The organism is Hymenobacter canadensis (assembly GCF_027359925.1).
Classification (GTDB): domain Bacteria; phylum Bacteroidota; class Bacteroidia; order Cytophagales; family Hymenobacteraceae; genus Hymenobacter; species Hymenobacter canadensis.
Genome location: NZ_CP114768.1, coordinates 123,172 through 138,897 on the forward strand (window position 1 = coordinate 123,172; position 15,726 = coordinate 138,897).

At 63.3% G+C, this 15,726-nt stretch carries 12 protein-coding genes; 7 read left to right on the forward strand and 5 right to left on the reverse strand.

The window, feature by feature from the left end:
• Positions 1 to 180: 180 nt before the first annotated feature.
• A complete protein-coding gene (locus O3303_RS19905) occupies positions 181 to 498 on the reverse strand; it encodes a hypothetical protein (protein WP_269562188.1) in 318 nt (105 codons plus the stop codon).
• Between the two features lie 541 nt (positions 499 to 1,039).
• Here O3303_RS19905 and O3303_RS19910 point away from each other — a divergent pair.
• Positions 1,040 to 2,179 (forward strand): flavin monoamine oxidase family protein, encoded by a 1,140-nt coding sequence (locus tag O3303_RS19910; RefSeq protein ID WP_269562189.1) that lies wholly within the window; start codon positions 1,040 to 1,042, stop codon positions 2,177 to 2,179.
• Positions 2,180 to 2,292: 113 nt separating this feature from the next.
• Here O3303_RS19910 and O3303_RS19915 read toward each other — a convergent pair whose 3' ends face one another.
• A complete protein-coding gene (locus O3303_RS19915) occupies positions 2,293 to 3,573 on the reverse strand; it encodes a cation:proton antiporter (RefSeq protein WP_269562259.1) in 1,281 nt (426 codons plus the stop codon).
• A gap of 393 nt (positions 3,574 to 3,966) precedes the next feature.
• Between O3303_RS19915 and O3303_RS19920 the strand changes: the two genes are divergently transcribed.
• From O3303_RS19920 to O3303_RS19945, 6 genes are all read left to right on the forward strand, one after another.
• Entirely contained in the window at positions 3,967 to 4,284 is a 318-nt protein-coding gene (locus O3303_RS19920; RefSeq protein WP_269562190.1) for an ArsR/SmtB family transcription factor, read from the forward strand.
• A gap of 70 nt (positions 4,285 to 4,354) precedes the next feature.
• Positions 4,355 to 5,173, forward strand: a complete 819-nt coding sequence (locus tag O3303_RS19925) for a sulfite exporter TauE/SafE family protein (protein WP_269562191.1) — start codon at positions 4,355 to 4,357, stop codon at positions 5,171 to 5,173.
• Positions 5,174 to 5,227: 54 nt separating this feature from the next.
• On the forward strand, positions 5,228 to 6,583 hold the full coding sequence (locus O3303_RS19930; RefSeq protein WP_269562192.1) for an MBL fold metallo-hydrolase: 1,356 nt from the start codon (positions 5,228 to 5,230) through the stop codon (positions 6,581 to 6,583).
• A gap of 65 nt (positions 6,584 to 6,648) precedes the next feature.
• On the forward strand, positions 6,649 to 7,209 hold the full coding sequence (locus O3303_RS19935) for a YeeE/YedE family protein (protein ID WP_269562193.1): 561 nt from the start codon (positions 6,649 to 6,651) through the stop codon (positions 7,207 to 7,209).
• Positions 7,210 to 7,220: 11 nt separating this feature from the next.
• Complete coding sequence (locus O3303_RS19940) at positions 7,221 to 7,421, forward strand: hypothetical protein (protein ID WP_269562194.1); 201 nt, start codon at positions 7,221 to 7,223, stop codon at positions 7,419 to 7,421.
• A gap of 21 nt (positions 7,422 to 7,442) precedes the next feature.
• Positions 7,443 to 7,853, forward strand: coding sequence for a DUF6691 family protein (locus tag O3303_RS19945; RefSeq protein ID WP_269562195.1), 411 nt, complete (start codon positions 7,443 to 7,445; stop codon positions 7,851 to 7,853).
• A gap of 238 nt (positions 7,854 to 8,091) precedes the next feature.
• On the opposite strand, the gene O3303_RS19950 is transcribed toward O3303_RS19945, so the two are convergent.
• The 3 genes from O3303_RS19950 to O3303_RS19960 form a co-directional block, all read right to left on the reverse strand.
• A complete protein-coding gene (locus O3303_RS19950) occupies positions 8,092 to 8,874 on the reverse strand; it encodes an MBL fold metallo-hydrolase (protein ID WP_434086423.1) in 783 nt (260 codons plus the stop codon).
• Between the two features lie 263 nt (positions 8,875 to 9,137).
• Positions 9,138 to 11,453 carry a catalase/peroxidase HPI gene (gene katG / locus O3303_RS19955; RefSeq protein WP_434086424.1) on the reverse strand — a complete coding sequence of 772 codons (2,316 nt, stop codon included), beginning with the start codon at positions 11,451 to 11,453 and terminating at the stop codon, positions 9,138 to 9,140.
• Positions 11,454 to 11,711: 258 nt separating this feature from the next.
• Positions 11,712 to 15,320 (reverse strand): PAS domain S-box protein, encoded by a 3,609-nt coding sequence (locus O3303_RS19960; RefSeq protein WP_269562196.1) that lies wholly within the window; start codon positions 15,318 to 15,320, stop codon positions 11,712 to 11,714.
• Positions 15,321 to 15,726: the final 406 nt, after the last annotated feature.

Below are 15,726 nucleotides of genomic sequence, written 5' to 3' on the forward strand. Positions count from 1 at the left end.
AACCGGATGAGCCCCGTACGGCCCCGGGAGCCGCATCAGGACTTTGCTGCCACCGCCTGCTGCAACACGGCAGTGCGGTAGGTTCTGCCTGGCATATCGTCGTTCAGCAAGCGCAGTTCATGGAGGGCAAAGAAGCTTTCGCCAGGGCAGTAGCAGGCGTTATCGAAGCGTGCGGTTCGGTTAAAGCAGCAGCATCCGGGAGTGGCACGCATGGCACTCCGCCGCCGAAGGATGCGTGGAATAGCGCGCCGCAATGGCCCCTTCCATGGCCTGCTGAAACGCGCCCAGCAGCTTGCGCCGCTCGTCATCCGGAGTGTGCTGCAGCACCTGCTCGAAGGCCGTGCGGTACACATGGGCCATGAAGCTGGAGCCGTGCGTGGTAAACAGGTGGTCGTGCTGGGCATCAAACGCCACCTTTTCCGAGGTCGAAATCGTCAGGGACAAGGCTTGCCACTGCTTCGCGTTTTCGTCCAGACTTTGCTGTAGGTCCTGGTTCATGTGGTGGAGGCGGAAGGTGCGCTGCGGACTGCTTCAGGCAACGGCAGGAAGACTGGCACTGGCGCAGAATCACTGGCAAATGACCGGACGGCGGGCGAGAAACGGTATGCGCAAAGTCAAGCTCCCGCCATGACTTTTGTCAAGAAGCCGGCGCAGGAGGCCAGCACTGCCTCTCTACCTTTCTGGCCGGTGGGTGCGGGTCGGGGCACAGCCGCCCGTCACTACCTATCCGCCGCTGGCTTGAGGGCTCCACGGCTACCTACGCAGCGCAGGCCCCGGCTCCTACACAGTTGAGGTACGAAGCCCCACGGGCTGCTCAACCAGCCCTGCGATAATCGGTGGCAGGCCACCAATTATCGTAGGGCTGGCGCCTACCACCACCTGCTGCGCAATAGCTGCCCCGGGCTGCAGTACCAGGGCGGGCTGGAAGTGGTTCGCCCCGTCCGGCCAGCCCGGCGGCCCAAACTTCTGCCCGAACAATCCAGTTAGGTGCTTTATCAACGGGCCCGCGCGGCCGCATTCTCTCTCCTTCCCCCCCGCCATGGCCATTAGTGCTGCTGACTCCTCTGCCACCCTGCCCGTCCTGATCATCGGGGCGGGACTTTCCGGGCTCACTGCCGCCCGACAGCTGCACGCAGCCGGCCGGCCGGTGCTGGTGCTGGAAGCCCGCGACCGGGTGGGCGGCCGTACGCTGGCCGTGCCCGCCCTGCCGGGCCACCCCGAGGCCGAGTGGCTGGATCTGGGGGCCACCTGGGGCTGGGCGCATCACCCCCACCTGCTGGCGCTGGCCGCCGAGCTGGGCCTGCCGTTTTTCGAACAGCCCAGCACCGGCGCCACCACCTACGAAACGCCGACCGACGTGCACCGGCTGCCCCAGCGGGCCGGCTCGGCGGGCTATCTGCGCCTGCCCGGCGGGGCGGCGGCGCTCTGCCGCGCGCTGGCCCGGGAGCTGCCCGCTGCCAGTCTGCACCTCAACACTAGCGTTACCGCCCTGCACTACCTGCCCGCGCCGGACCGCGTGGCGGTAACGGCCGTGCACAACGGAGAGCCGCGCACCTACCTGGCGGCGGCGGTGCTGGTGGCCCTGCCGCCGCGGCTGGCCGCCCACAGCCTGCAGTTCAGTCCGCCGCTGCCCGCGCTGCTGCAGCAAACCCTGCGGGCCGTACCCACCTGGATGGCGCACTCCATGAAAGTAGTGGCCGTGTACGCCGAGCCGTTCTGGCGCGGGGCGGGCTGGTCGGGGTTTGCGGTCAGTCAGGCGGGGCCGCTGGCGGAAATCCATGATGCCTCGCCCGCCACCGGGGGAGTGGGTGCGCTGTTCGGCTTTTTCGCCACGCCTCACCCGCTGCGGGCGGCCCCGGCCCCGGAGCGGCAGGCGGCCGTGGTGCAGCAGCTGGGCCGCCTGTTTGGGGCGCCCGCCCGCACTCCCCTCGCCTACCACGAGCTGGACTGGGCCCGGCAGCCCTTTACCAGCGTGCCCGAAGATGCGGCCGCGCCCACGCAGGTGCCTTTGCAGGGGCCAGCTCTGTTGCGGCAGTCGTGCTGGAACGGCACGCTGCGCTGGGCCGGGGCCGAAACCTCCGCCAGCGAATGGGGCCGGCTGGACGGGGCCGTGGAAGCAGGCCTATGGGCGGCCCAGCAGCTGCTGCACCCCGAACCCACCCACGTCCGGCAGGAGTAACCCACTCCCGGCCCAGGTGCCGTCAGCGGTTGGATTGCGGGCCGGCTTGTGCCCAATTTTCAGGGGGGGGGTTGCATCAGCAATGGCCCTCTACCAGAGGGCGCGGGGGGAGGCTAGTGGGAGGAGCTGCCGGTGCTGCCGTCGGTGGGCGGGGCCGTGCTCAGCCCCAGCCGTTTCACCAGCGGCCCGATGCTGAGCCCTTGCACGATGATGCTGAAAATCACCACCACATAAGTAACGCCCACCAGCAAATCGCGGGGCATGGACTCGGGCAACGACAGGGCCAGGGCCACCGAAATGCCGCCCCGCAGCCCGCCCCAGGTTAGCACGCGCAGCGTCTGGCGGTCGAAGGGGTAGAAGCGCTTGAGCAGCACCAGCGGCACCCCCACCGACACCCAGCGCGCTACCAGCACCAGCCCAATGGATACCACTCCTACCAGCAGCGTGGTGCGGCTGATATCGAGAATGAGCATTTCCAGGCCGATGAGCACGAACAGCACGGCGTTGAGAATCTCGTCCAGGATTTCCCAGAACTTGTCGAGATACTCGCGGGTGATGTCCGACATACCCTGCTGCCGGCCCTTGCTGCCCACAATCAGGCCCGCTACCACAATGGCCAGCGGCCCCGAGGTGTGCAGGGCAGTGGCCAAGGCCGTGCCGCCCATCACCAGGGCCAGCGTAATCATCACTTCCACCTGGTAGTTATCGATGGTGCGCAGGGCCCAGTAGGTTACGTAGCCCAGCAGCGCGCCCAGCACGATGCCGCCCACCGCCTCCACCAGAAACAGGCGCCCGATTACCTCGGGCGTAGCCCGCTCGGCCCCGAACTGCGCAATCTGAAACAGGCTGATGAACACCACCACGGCAATGCCGTCGTTGAAGAGCGACTCACCCACAATGCGGATTTCCAGCGACTTATCGATGCGGGCCTCCTTGAGAATGCCCAGCACGGCAATCGGGTCGGTGGGGGAAATAAGCACGCCAAACAGCAGGCAGTAGATGTAGTCGATGGGTTGCCCAAACAGGGGCAGCAGGTAGTAGAAGGCCGTACCGATCAGGAAAGTCGACAGCAGAATGCCGACCGTGGCCATCGTGCCGATGGCCACGCCCTGCCGGCCCAGGGCGCCCACATCCACGTGCAGGGCGCCGGCAAAGAGCAGGAAGCTCAGCATCACGTCCATGAGCACGGTGTGAAAGTCGATGCCGCGCACCAGCTCACCGGCTTTCAGCACCCAATCCACGCCCAGCTTGCCCAGCCCGATGGCCAGCAGGGACGAGACAAGGGCCAGAATCATCAGGCCAATAACGCCCGGCAGCTTCAGAAAACGGTAGTTGATATAGCCGAAAACGGCGGCCACCACGATGAGCAGGGCCAGGGTGTTGTATAGTTCCATCAAGGAAATGGGAGCAGGTGTAGTTGCCTAGACGCTGTTTGCGGTGGGATAGTTGGGGGCCCTGCCGGGAAATGGGTGGCCCCGGCTGCTTTCCCGCAACACAGCCAACGGATTATCCTGAGCGGGCCGTCACCTACCCGGCGGCGGCGGCGCCAAGGGCAAATCAGCCTTGCCGGAAGCTTTTTCTGCAGCCTGAGAGCCGCTTGTGCGCTGAGCCGGCGGTAAATGTGCCGCTACCCGAAGCCGCCACTCAGCGGGCCACCAGACCCAATGCCGGAAGTAGGCACCGGGGCGCTTGTTGAGGGTCATTCCTTCGCCATTGACTGCTGTTGGAACCAATGGCAAAGGAACACTTGTATACATGAACAAATGAACATACATTTGCATCAGCATATGACCCCAGCTACCGCCCCCACCGATCTGAACCTGACCACCGAGAAGATGGAAAAGGTGGCTTTTATCCTCAAGACCACGGCTCACCCTACCCGCATTGCCATTGTGCAGCTGCTGGCCAACCAGGAAAGCCTGTCGGTAACCGATATCTGCGAGCGGGTGGGTTCCGAGCAAAGCCTGACCTCGCATCACCTGACGGGCATGAAGCTCAAGGGCATCCTGAGCTCCCACCGCGACGGCAAAAACGTGCTCTACTCGCTGAAAATGCGCGAAGTAGTCGACGTGATTCAATGCCTGGCCGGCTGTACTTTCCTGTGATGGAAGGCCGCTTTTTTTGGCTCAACACATGAACAATCATTCATAAATACATACGTTCATCCACCCAGGTATGCTCCACTACTTTGGCTACTTCGCCGCCATTTTCATCGGCCTTTCCCTGGGCATCATGGGGGGCGGGGGCTCCATTCTCACGGTGCCGGTGCTGGTGTACCTGATGGGGGTGAGCCCGGTGCTGAGCACGGCCTACTCCCTGTTTGTGGTGGGCAGCACTTCGGTGGTGGGGGCCTCAGGCTACTTCCGCAAGGGGCTGGTGTCGCTGAAAACGGCTATTGTGTTCCTGATTCCTTCGCTGGCGGCGGTGTTTCTGGTGCGCAAGGTGCTCATGCCGGCCATCCCGCACGTGCTGTTCACGCTGGGCGGCATCGTCTTCACGAAAGACCTGCTGGTGCTGGTCGCCTTTGCGGTGCTGATGGTGGTTGCCGCCACCTCCATGATTCGCAGCCGGCAGGCCGAAGAAGTGCTGGACGAGGAACTGCGCGCCCGGCACGCCTTCAACTACCCGCTCATTCTCGCCATTGGGCTGGTGGTGGGCCTGCTCACGGGCTTCGTGGGGGCCGGCGGCGGCTTCCTGATTATTCCGGCCCTGGTGCTGGGCGCCCGCCTGCCCATGAAGCTGGCCGTGGGCACCTCGCTGGCCATCATCGCCTTGAACTCGCTCATCGGCTTCAGCGGCGACCTGAGCGCGGGCACGCCCATTGCCTGGCCGTTCCTGCTTGGGTTCCTGGCTTTTGCCCTGGTGGGCATCGTGCTGGGCACCTATCTGGCCCGCTTCATTCCCGGCGCTAAGCTCAAGCCCGCTTTCGGCTGGTTCACCCTGGCCATGGGCACCTTCATTCTGCTGCGTGAGCTGGTGTTCAGCCACGCGTAGGCTTCTCATTCATCGTCTTTTCCTACCTCTCCTTTTTTCAACCCGCTTGCCGTCATGAAAATTGAACAGTTTGAAGACAAAGGGCTGGCCCATTTCTCCTACGCCATCCTGAGCGAGTGCGCCCGCGAAATCGTGCTCATCGACCCCGCCCGCGACCCGCAGCCCTACTACGACTTCGCCCGGGCCCACGACGCGCGCATCACCAGCATCATCGAAACCCACCCCCACGCCGACTTCGTGTCGTCGCACCTGGAAATTGCCCGGGCCACCGGGGCCGTGATTCGGGTCAGCCAGCTGCTGGGGGCCGACTACGCCCACGAGAGCTTCGACGAGGGCGACGACTTTGCGGTGGGCCAGCTCACGTTCCGGGCATTGAACACGCCCGGCCACTCGCCCGACTCCATCAGCATCGTGCTCAGCCGCGCGGGCCAGGACGTGGCCGTGTTCACCGGCGACACCCTGTTTGTCGGGGACGTGGGACGGCCCGACCTGCGCGAAAAGGCCGGCAACCTGACCGCCAAACGTGAGGAGCTGGCCCGGCAGATGTACCACTCGCTGCGCGGGAAGCTAATGCCCCTGGCCGACGACGTGCTGGTGTACCCCGCCCACGGCGCGGGCAGCCTCTGCGGCAAAGCCCTGAGCGGGGCCAACAGCAGCACCATCGGGGCCGAGAAGAACGGCAACTACGCGCTACGCCCCCTGAGCGAGGAGGCCTTCGTGGCCGAGCTGCTGGCCGACCAGCCCTTCATTCCCAAATACTTCGGCTACGATGTGGCCCTCAACAAAGCCGGCGCCCCCGCTTATGCGTCCAGCGTGCGTAACGTAGCCCGGCTGGCCGCCAACAGTGCCCTGGAACCGGGCGTGCTGGTGGTGGATGCCCGCGACGAAGCCACCTTCAAGCAGGGTCACGTTGGAGGAGCGCTCAATATTCAGCAGGGCGGCAAGTTTGAAACCTGGCTGGGCTCGATTGTGAGCCCCGAGGAGCGATTCTACCTGGTAGCCGCCGACGAGGTTCAGCGCGAATCCCTGATTCAGAAAGCCGCTAGAATCGGCTACGAGCCCCTGATTGCCGGCGCCCTGATCGGCACGCCGGCCGCCGACGCCACCCTGCCCCAGCTCGATGTGGAGCGCTTCCGGGAGCATCCGGAGCAGTACACCATCGTGGATATCCGCAACGCCGCGGAGGCCAAAGCTGAGCCGCTGTTTGCCGGCGCGCTCAATATTCCGCTACCCGAGCTGCGCGAGCGGGCCGCGGAAATCCCGACCGGCAAGCCCGTGGTGGTGCATTGCGCCGGCGGCTACCGCTCGGCCGCGGGCAGCAGCATCGTGGCTCCCACCCTGCCTGGCACTACCGTGTACGACCTGGGCGAGGCCGTGAAATCGTTCCAAACGGCCGAAGCCCACCATTAACGCACGCCACTTCTGGAAAGCAGCCTGAACAGGCGGCTTTCCGGAAACCTTTTTTCCTTCGATTCATGATTGACCTGTTGCAACAATCCTGGCCCTGGTACGTGGCCGGGCCCCTGATCGGGCTGACTGTGCCGGCCCTGCTGCTCATCGGCAACAAAGCCCTGGGCATCAGCAGCTCCCTGCGCCACGTGTGCGCGGCCTGCGTGCCGGCCGGCATCCCCTTCCTCACCTACGACTGGCGCAAGGAAAGCTGGAACCTGTGGTTCGTGCTCGGCATTGCCCTGGGCGGCTTTCTGGGCTACCAGGTGCTGGGCCACCCCACCACCGTGGGCATCTCCGCCGCAACCGTGCGCGACCTCCACACCCAGATGGGCCTCACAGACTTCTCCGGCCTGCTGCCCCGGGAGTTGTTTGCGCTGGAGAATCTGGCCAACTGGAAGGGCTGGGTATTTCTGGTACTCGGGGGCTTTCTGGTCGGTTTCGGCACGCGCTACGCCGGCGGCTGCACCTCGGGCCACGCCATTTCGGGCCTCTCGAACCTGCAGTGGGTGTCGCTGGTGGCCGTTATCGGCTTCTTCGCGGGTGGCCTGCTGATGACCTGGGTCATTTACCCGCTCATGTTTTAACCCAAGCTGGCATGAGCACTGCTTCCCTGCCTGACGCCGCCGAGTGCTGGAATACCCGTTACGCAAGCGCACAATACGCCTACGGCACGGCTTTCAATACCTACTTGCGCCGGCAGCTGCTGGAAAATCAGGAGCGGGGCGTGGTGCTCCGCGAAGGCACCTTTCATGCCGGCCCGGCCCGGGTGGTGCGCCTGCTGGCTGCCCGCCCCTAACTCATTCAACTATTACCTGACATGAAAAATCTCAAATACCTGGTGCTGGGCGTGTTATTTGGCATCATTCTGACCAAAAGCGAAGTGGTGAGCTGGTGGCGCATTCAGGAGATGTTCCGCTTCCAGAGCTTCCACATGTATGGCGTTATCGGCTCGGCCATTGTCGTAGGGATGATTTCCATCCAGCTCATCAAGCGCAACCACCTGAAGACCCTCAACGGCGAGCCCATAACCATCGCCGACAAAAAGTACAGCCACGGCACCTGGATCGGGGGCACCATTTTCGGGCTGGGTTGGGCCCTCACGGGGGCCTGCCCCGGGCCCATGTTCGCCCAGCTGGGCAGCGGCGTGGGCGCGGCGGCGGTGCTGATCCTGGCCGCTTTGGCCGGCACCTGGACCTACAGCGCCCTGCGCGATAAGCTGCCCCTATAGGCCCTTCTCTCAACGATGACCCGGTAGCATTGTTATTGCAATCCGTGGCGCAGCTACTCCGGCGGGCTTAAGAAGCGCCCGTCCTGCGGGTCTGACAGGCAGGGCGGGCGCTTCTTTAAACCAGCCGGCGGGCATAGTTCGGGCCCGGAGCCAAAACTCGCTGAGAGTGCGGAAGCTGACCAGGAAAAGGTCGATACGCGGGCCTGAAATCCCCTCGTGCCCATCGGCAGCGGCGGGCTTACTTCGCCGCCGGGTACCAGTTGCGCAGACGCACGTCGATTTTCTTGTTCTTGGCCTGCACCTGCTTCTGAAAGGTGGCCACGTCGCTCAGGCCGTTCTGGCCGCGGTAGTGGTAGGGATACACGATGCCGGGCTTGAACGCCAAAACGCCCTGCGCGGCCTGATTAACGTCCATGGTGTAGGGCAGGTTCATGCACACGAAGGCCACGTCGATGTTTTTGAGGGCGCGCATTTCGGCAACGTCTTCGGTGTCGCCGGATAGGTACACGGTTTTGCCGCCCAGGCTTAGGAGGTAGCCGTTGCCGCGGCCCTTGGGGTGACGGGAGTCGGCCGTTTCGGGCAGGTTGTACATCGGAATGGCCGAAACCGTCATGCCCAACGTGTCGAGGCGCTGGCCATTACTGAGGATGCGGACCTGCGCCCGGTACTCGGCCGGCAGCTGTTCGGCTACGGCTTTGGGGGCCAGCAGCAGCGCCTTGCCGATGGGCAGGGCGGCCAGGGTTTTGGCATCCATGTGGTCGCCGTGGATGTCAGTGATGAGGACTACATCGGGTGCTGCCAGGCCGGCGTAGGCTTCGGCCCCGCCGGAGGGGTCCACGTAGATGGTTTTGCCGTTCCAGGTCAGCACCAGGCTGGCGTGGGTGATGGGCTGCACTGTGAGCGGGCCTTTTTTGGTGGCAATCTGGTCGGGAGTCGCGCGGGGCGCGGCGGCCGGGGCAGTCTGGGCGGGGGCCTGGAGGGCTAAAACGGCCAAAGCGGCCGTGAGCAGGGATGATTTCATCAGTTTCAGTCAGTTACTTAAGGGTTTGATATTTTGCGCGCAGCGCCGGCCTTTGCCACAAGGGTGGGCATGACGGCAACACGCATGGGCTTAGACGGGGCCTTGGCCCGGCTGGTTTGGGTTTTGCCTGAATCAGTTCATCAAGGCGAACGACAGACAGCCATGCTGCGCCCACAAACAAATAGGGGAAAAACCCCGGCGTGGAGCTTTTCCCCTATGAATTCTCATATCAGCCTTGCGGCCGGCACAAGCGGTTAACGGTGCTATGCTTTCACGTCGTAGCGGTCAAGCATCATCACCTTGTCCCAGGCCTTCACAAACGCCTTCACGAAGCGTTTATGGCCGTCGTTGCCGGCGTACACTTCCGCCACGGCGCGCAGCTGGCTGTTCGAGCCGAACAGCAGGTCGGCGCGGGTGGCCGAGTAGCGGTTTTCGCCCGAGGTGCGGTCCTTCAGCCAGAAGGTCATGCCGCGCGAGTCCGACTTCTTCCAGTCGTAGTCCGTGCTGGTGAGCACGTTGAAGAAGTCGTTGGTGAGCACGCCTTCACGGTCGGTGAAAATGCCGTGCTTCGAGCCGTCGTAGTTGGCGTTCATGGCGCGCAGGCCGCCCGTAAGGGCCACCCACTCAGGCGAGGTCAGCGAGAGCAGCTGGGCCTTGTCGAGGAACATCTCCTCGGGGGCCACGTGCTTGGCAATCTGGTTGAAGTCACTATCGAGGAAGTTGCGGAAACCGTCGGCTACCGGCTTCAGCCAGGTGAACATCTCGATGTCGGTGAGCTCCTGGGTGGTGTCGCGGCGGCCCGGGGTGAAGGGTACTTCGGTGGGCACGCCCGCGTCGGCGGCGGCTTTTTCGAGGGCTGCGCAGCCGCCCAGCACGATGAGGTCGGCCAGCGAAACCTGCTTGCCGCCTTTGCTGTCCTTATCGGTGCCGTTGAAATCGGCCATTACCTTCTGCAGGGCCGCCACTACGGGCACCGTGCGGCGGTTGATTTCCCAGTCTTTCTGCGGGGCCAGGGCCAGACGGCCCCCGTTGGCGCCGCCGCGCTTGTCGCTGTGGCGGTGCGTCACGGCCGACGAGAAGGCCGTGAACACAAGGTCCGACACAGAAATGCCGGTAGCCAGGATGGACTTCTTCAGGTCTGCAACATCCGCCGCGTCGATGATGGTGTAGTCGGCCAGCGGGATGGGATCCTGCCAGAGCAGGTCGTTTTCGTTGACCTTCTCGGGGCCGAGGTACCGCTCCCGGGGGCCCATGTCGCGGTGGGTAAGCTTGTACCAGGCTTTCGAGAAAGCCTGAGTGAAGGCATCGAAGTCGTTGAGGAACTTCTCGCAGACGGCGCGGTACTCGGGGTCCACCTTGAGGGCAATGTCCGTGGTCATCATCATCAGGTCGTTCATTTGGCCTTCGATGTGCGCGTCGGGCGTTTTGGGGGCGCTTTTGTCCACCGGGGTCCACTGCAGCGCGCCAGCCGGGCTGCGGGTCTGCTCCCACTCAAACTTGAACAGGTTGATGAGGTAGTCGTTGTCCCACTGCGTGGGGTTGGGGGTCCAGCTGCCTTCGATGCCGTTGGTCATCGTGTCTTCGGCGTTGCCTTTGCCCTGGGGGTTGTGCCAGCCCAGGCCCATAGCCTCCATGGGCGCGATTTCGGGCGCCACGCCAATTTTGTCAGACGGCACCATGCCGTGGCTCTTACCGAAGGCATGGCCGCCGGCAATCAGGGCCACGGTTTCCTCGTTGTTCATGGCCATGCGCGTGAAGGTTACGCGGATGTCGTTGGCGGAGGCGGCCGGGTCGCCCTTGCCGTAGGGGCCTTCGGGGTTCACGTAAATAAGGGCCTGGTGCGAGGCGGCCAGCGGGTTTTCCAGATCGTAGTCGGCGTCGCCGTTGCGGCCGCGCCAGCGCTTGTCGCGGCTCACCATCTCGTCGGGCGACTTTGCCTTGGACATATCGTGCACTACTTCGGGGCCCCAGTAGGTAGCGTTGTCGGCCTCCCAGGCATCCTGGCGGCCGCCGGCGAAGCCGTAGGTCGGGAAGCCCATGATTTCGAGGGCGCAGTTACCGGTCAACACAATCAGGTCGGCCCAGGAGAGGGAGCTGCCGTACTTCTGCTTGATGGGCCAGATGAGGCGGCGCGACTTGTCGGTGTTGCCGTTGTCCCACCAGCTGTTAATGGGGGCGAAGCGCTGCAGGGCCTCGCCGGCGCCGCCGCGGCCGTCGGCAATGCGGTAGGTACCGGCCGAGTGCCAGGCCATGCGAATCATCTGCGGACCGTAGTTATTGTAGTCGGAGGGCCACCAGTCCACTGAAGTCGTCAGGAAGCCCTTGATTTCGTTTTTCAGCTCCTCCAGGTTGATGGAGTTGAAGGCTTCGGCGTAGTTGAAGTCGTCGCCCAGGGGGTTGGCCTGCGGGCCGTTCTGGTGCAGAAGCTCCACCTTCAGGCGGTTAGGATACCAGTCGGAGAGCGTGGGCGGTGTGCCTTCCACGCCGCCGATCCGGTCGCCACCGAAGGGACACTTACCGGGCATTTCGAAAGTTTTGGTGTTGGTCTTGTCGTTACTCAAGTTGTGCATGTCTTTCATGTCGTTCATGATGGTTTGCTCTAAGATCGTCGAATTTGGGTAAGCCGTCGGTAGCACGCCGCTCATTCAGTGTTAGTCGGCTTAAACGCAGAAACAGAGTCCGTGGCTGGATTTTAAGGAAACCTTAAGGCGCCTGGCACAGCAGTGTCGATGCCCCCCCGCTCCCGCGGCCCCGCGGCCTGGTTTCCAACGCACCGTTGCGAGGCATCTTTGCCCCCGCCCCCGGAATGCGTCGACTCCGAAACACGCCCGGGATGCCTAGAGGCCGGCCGCGCGGCGCGTTTGCTGCTCGGCCGTCATCTCCACCAGCACCTGGCGCAGAATCCGGTCGGCGGCCTCCACCAGCGGCTGCAGGTCGTCGTAGGAAAATGGCCCGGCCCAGTTCTCGAGCTGGTCCATCAGCTTGAGGGCCGTATGAATCTGGAGGTGGCGCAGGCTGGGGCGCAGCATGTGGGCCGCCGCCTGCAGGCCGGTCAGGTTGCCCACGGCCAGGGCCGCGTGCAAGCCCTGCAGCGTGCGTTGGGTGCTGTCTATAAATGTCTGGATCATCGACGACACGAACTTCTGGTCGCCCTGCGACATGTTTTGCAGTATCTCCAGGTTGTAGATCATCGACGGCGCTGCGAGCGCCGCGGGCAGGGCGGGCTGGGCAACCTCGTTCGGGGAACCGGGGACTGCCGCCGGCTGCAGCAGCCAGTCGCAGAGCAGCTGCAGCAGCTCGTTCTCGTAGAAGGGTTTGGTGAGGTAATCGTCCATGCCGGCGGCCAGGCAGCGCTCTTTCTCGCCGCTTACGGCCGAGGCCGTGAGGGCAATAATCGGAAGGGTCAGGCCCAGGTCGTGGCGCAGGCGCCGGGTGGCCTCGAAGCCATCCATCACGGGCATCTGCATGTCCATCAGGATAAGGTCGAAAGAATTCCGCGCCACGCAGTCGAGAGCCACCTGCCCGTTTTCGGCTTCGGTCACCTTCATGTGAGCGTTCAGCAGGAAGGTTTTGGCCATCAGCCGGTTGTACTCGTTGTCTTCCACGAGCAGGATTTTCTTGCCGCGCAGCTCCTGCAGGTTGGTGCCGACCACCAGGCCCCGGTGCGGCAGGTCGTCGATGGTGCCCATGAGCAGGGTCAGCACGAAGAACGTATCGGTACCCTGGTTTTTCACGCTCTCAATAACGACTTCGCTGCTCATCAGCCGGGCCAGGCTGCGGCAGATGTTCAGGCCCAGGCCCGTGCCCCCAAACTGCCGGGTGATGGAGGGGTCTTCCTGGCTGAACTCCTGAAAGATATGCTGCAGGTACTCGGGGGCAATGCCGATGCCCGTGTCGCGCACCGCAAAGCCCAGCTTCACGGTGCCTTCCTGGAAATCCACCACTTTGCACTCAATGCTGACTTCACCCTTTTCGGTGAACTTTACGGCGTTGCTGGCCAGGTTCAGCAGAATCTGGGTGATGCGGTGCGGGTCGCCGAGCACCACGTCGGGCACCAGCGAGCTTACCTTGACCTTCAGCGACAGACCCTTTTCCTCGGCTTTGTAGAGCAGCGTTTTCTTCACCTGCTCGCAGAGGCGGTTCACGTTGAAGCCGACGTGCTCCAGGGTCATCTTGCCCGAGTCGAGCTTGGACAGGTCCAGAATATCGTTGATGATGACCAGCAGGTTTTCGGCTGAGGTGCTGATGGCGTGCAGGTAGTTGCTCTGGCGGGGGGCCAGGGAGGTTTTGGCCAGCAGCTGGCTCATGCCCAGAATGGCGTTCATGGGCGTGCGGATTTCATGGCTCATGTTGGCCAGAAACTGCTCTTTGACCCGGGCCGACTGCTCGGCCTGCTGCATGGCTTCGCGCAGACTCTGCTCCATCTGCTTATGAGCGGTGATGTCGAGGCCCACGGCAATGGTGCCGGCCACGCGGTGCTCCTGGTCGTAGAGCGGGGCGGCTCCGGCAAACACCCACTTGGTTTCCCCCGATTTGGTGACCAGCGGTATCTGGTAGGAGTTGCTGAGGCCCTGGCGGCGCATGCTGAGCTGCTGGTCCAGATAGGACACACTCTCGGGCGGTACTAGCTTCGGGGGCAGGGTCTGGCCAATCAGCTCCTCCTTGGAATAGCCGATAATAGCGCAGTAGGTGGAGTTAACGTAGAGCACGCGCTGGTCCAGGTCCATTTCCACCAGGCCCAGCTCCATGTTGTCGATGATGGTACGGTACTTTTCTTCGCGCAGGCGCAGGTTGGTTTCGGCCAGGTAGCTATCGGTGATGTCCTCGAATTTCCACAGAAAACCGATATCGGTGCCGTTTTCCTCTACCGGCACAAAGTCGCGCTCCACCAGCCGGCCGTTGCGCAGGCGCAGCAGGTTGTGGCGTACCTCGTGGCGGTCGGCCACCAGCTCGGGCATGTCGGCCAGGGGCCCTTCCTCCAGCGGACCCTGCACCGCAGCCCTCACCTGTGCCTCAATCGGGCCGTAATCTGCGCCAATGAGCTCTTCGGGGGACTGCCCCAACCCAAACATCCGGCAGAAGGCCTCATTGGTCAGCACCACCTTGCGGTTTTCATCCACCAGCAGCACGCCGCGCTTCAGCTTTCTGATGGTGGTGGTCAGGCGCAGGGCCGTCGTCGCGAGGGCAGCCTCACTCTTCCTGCGCGCCGAGATATCGGCAAATATGCCCGTGAAAATCAGCTTGTCCCCCTCGTTGTCCCGCTTGGTGATAATGCCCCGGTTCAGCACCCACTTGTAGTCGCCATCGGCGCAGCGGATGCGGTGCTCGCAGCTGAAGAACTCGCTGTCGCCGCGGTGGTAGGCCTTCCAGGCGGCATGCACGGCGGGAGCATCGTCGGAGTGCACAAGCTCGGCCAAGGTGCGGCATTCCTGGCCGGGGGCGTGGCCCGAATAGCCCAGCATCAGCCTGCCCTCGGGCGAAAAGCTGACGTAGTCGGTTTTATAGTGATATTCCCAAGTGCCAACGCCCAGGCCTTCTATTGCCATTTGGGCGCGCAGGGAGCTTTGGCGGGCCTCGCGCTCGGCGTCGCGGCGCAGGGTCACGTCTTCCAGGCTACCGCTACGCACGATACCCTGCTCGTCGCAGCCTGACATTAGCGAACTGGTCTGGCACCAGCGCATTGGCTGGCCCGGTACTAGTAGCCGGAATTCCACGCTCACCGGCGCATGGCTGGCTACGCCTGCATCGAGAGTGGTAAGAAAGCGTGATTTGTCATCGGGATGAATGTAGGTGCGCAGGTCTTCCAGGTTTTCAATACCGAACCGGTCGTGGAGCTGCGGGCTGCAATACAGCACCTCACGTGGGCCCGCCGACGCGTGCGGATGGCGCACCCGGTAGAGCACGCACGGCGCATATTGGGCCAGGACATGAAACCGTTCTTCGCTTTCGACCAGGGCCAGCTGTGCCCGGCGCTTCAGCGAAATATCCTGCAGCAGGCCCACAAACAGCTCCACGGTCTGGGTTTCACTGATGATGGGCAGCATTTTGAGCCGTAGCCAGTTACGTTCATCCTGGGGCCGCGGGTCGGGTACCTCCACCTGAAATTCCTTGCCCCGGGCAATGCACCCGTTCACTGTTGCCTCAATGGCTGCATCCGGCTGCAGGTCGGGCGGCAGGTGCGCAACGGAGCGGCCCAGCACCTGGGGCAGCGTACAACGGAAGCGCTCCAGAAAGGCCTCGTTGGCCCAGACAATACGGCCCTGGTGGTCGGTATGCAGCATCCCGTCGAAGATGTGCTGCGCCTGCTTCAAAAATGCGGCGTTGTCCCGGATGCCGGGCGGCAGCATGGCTTTTATTGCGGCCAGCTCGGCCCGTAACGATTCAATCTCAGTATCGCGCTGGTGCAGGGCTTGTTTGAGCGCGGCGGGAGTAGCAGAAGCAAGCATAAGCAGGGGTAGCAATAAGGTCGGGAACAGGAGCAACTTCCGTTCTCACCGTTCGGAATCATTTAGCAAATAGTGGATTGGACCACCTGGGGTGAGTTATCAGGCTAAGTAGCGAAGGCCCGCCAGTACCCGCGCCACCGGGGGCGTGCCGTACTCGCGGCAAAGCTCGTCCGCGAAGTAGCTGGCCGCGGCCACTCATACCGGGCCCGGGGGCATCCTGTCGAGGCAGTCCGGGGCACTCCGGCAACGGGGTTCAGCGAATGGTCACCATTCAGCAACTGCCCACGCCAAGGAGCGTTTCCTGCAGTAAAAACGACGAAGGATGTCATCATGATCTGAGATAATGATCAGCTGTAAATTCAACTTCACACGTGCCAGGGAATAGACGGCGCCGGAAGCAACTCCG